Source organism: Jannaschia seosinensis, assembly GCF_001408515.1.
Taxonomy (GTDB): Bacteria; Pseudomonadota; Alphaproteobacteria; order Rhodobacterales; family Rhodobacteraceae; genus Jannaschia; species Jannaschia seosinensis.
Map to the genome: position 1 here is coordinate 1 of NZ_CYPR01000202.1, position 1,324 is coordinate 1,324.

Below are 1,324 nucleotides of genomic sequence, written 5' to 3' on the forward strand. Positions count from 1 at the left end.
ACTGGCTATTTGCCGGATCGGACACGGGTGGCGAAACCATGGCGCGGGCGATGACGCTCATAGAGAGCGCGAAGATGAACGGCCTCGATCCCCAAGCCTACCTCGCCGACATCCTCGACCGCATCCACGATCACAAGAACAACCGCCTCGTCGAGTTGCTGCCCTGGAACTGGACGCCAAAAGCCGCCGGAACCACGCAGAGCGAAGCTGCCTGAAATTACAAGGCGGTCAGAACCGGGCGCTTACCGTGAGCAAGACCCACAAGCCAGTGGTCAGCGCCGTGGTGAAGACCGTCTTCGCCGAGAAGGACCGTGACCAAGCCCATGCCCGCTGACGCGAGGTTGCCGACAACCTGCGGGAGCGGTTCCGCGACGTGGCCAAGCTGATGGATGAGGCTGAGCACGATGTCCTCGCCTACATGACCTTCGATGAAAGCCTGCGCTCGAAGCTGCACAGCACTAACCCGCTGGAGCGCCTGAACAAGGAGATCAAGCGGCGCACCAACGTGGTCGGGATCTTCCCGAACCGTGAGGCCGTCATCCGCCTCGTCGGAGCACTGATGCTGGAGCAAAATGACGAGTGGGCCGTCTCCCGCCGCTACATGCCGGTAGAAAAGCTGACTGCCGTGTGCAACGATCCGGACGTGGGCGCGATGATCGCCGCCCAGTGAACGAGCGACACCAGCTATGAAGAAGCAGGTGAATGCCAGTTCCTAAACCACTTCCCGGGACACTATTAGGCGTTATGCGAAGTACGCTGAAATCCGGGCTGATTACGCCAAGTCTCGCCCGTCACTTTCAGGAACGTCAAGCACGGCTCCCATTTCACCGACCGCATCTTCTGGCACGGGACCGGTCAACGTATGGCAGCCTTGTAAATGCCTTGAATACGCTAACCCGGATAATTCACGAGAAGGCGGCGGAGGTGGCGTAACCGTCTGAAACTCTGTATTTTTTGGTTATCGACGCCAAAGATTCAGATTTCAGCAGGACGACCTCCGCCATGACCCAGTCTACGTGCTCCACGCCCCGCCTGTCACCCCTTAACGGTAAGCCGGTCCTACTCGGGTTTGACGGCGCCGACATGAGCTCCGACGCCGGCCTGACCCTGCTGCGCGAGATCGAGCGCAGGGCGGGTCTGGCGCAGCGGCTCGCAGATTGCCTGCGCGATCCGCGTGACCCGGCGAAAGTTCAGCATAGCCTGTGTGACATCATCCGGTTCCGGATCATGATGATCGCGGCGGGATATGAAGACGGCAACGACGCGGCAGCCCTGCGGTACGATCCCAGCTTCAGGATCGCGCTGGAGCGTGGCCCGGAAACAG

General features: G+C 60.6%; 2 protein-coding genes and 1 pseudogene. All 3 read left to right on the forward strand.

Going from position 1 to position 1,324, the window contains the following annotated elements; genetic code table 11:
• Positions 1 to 215 (forward strand): transposase domain-containing protein (locus JSE7799_RS15180; RefSeq protein ID WP_055664364.1); only part of this gene is annotated, 215 nt, incomplete at its 5' end.
• A gap of 38 nt (positions 216 to 253) precedes the next feature.
• Positions 254 to 670 (forward strand): annotated as a pseudogene (locus tag JSE7799_RS15190) (transposase); the annotation flags it as partial.
• Between the two features lie 332 nt (positions 671 to 1,002).
• Positions 1,003 to 1,324, forward strand: a 322-nt coding sequence (locus tag JSE7799_RS15195) for a transposase (protein WP_186201974.1), incomplete at its 3' end; no start/stop codon positions are given.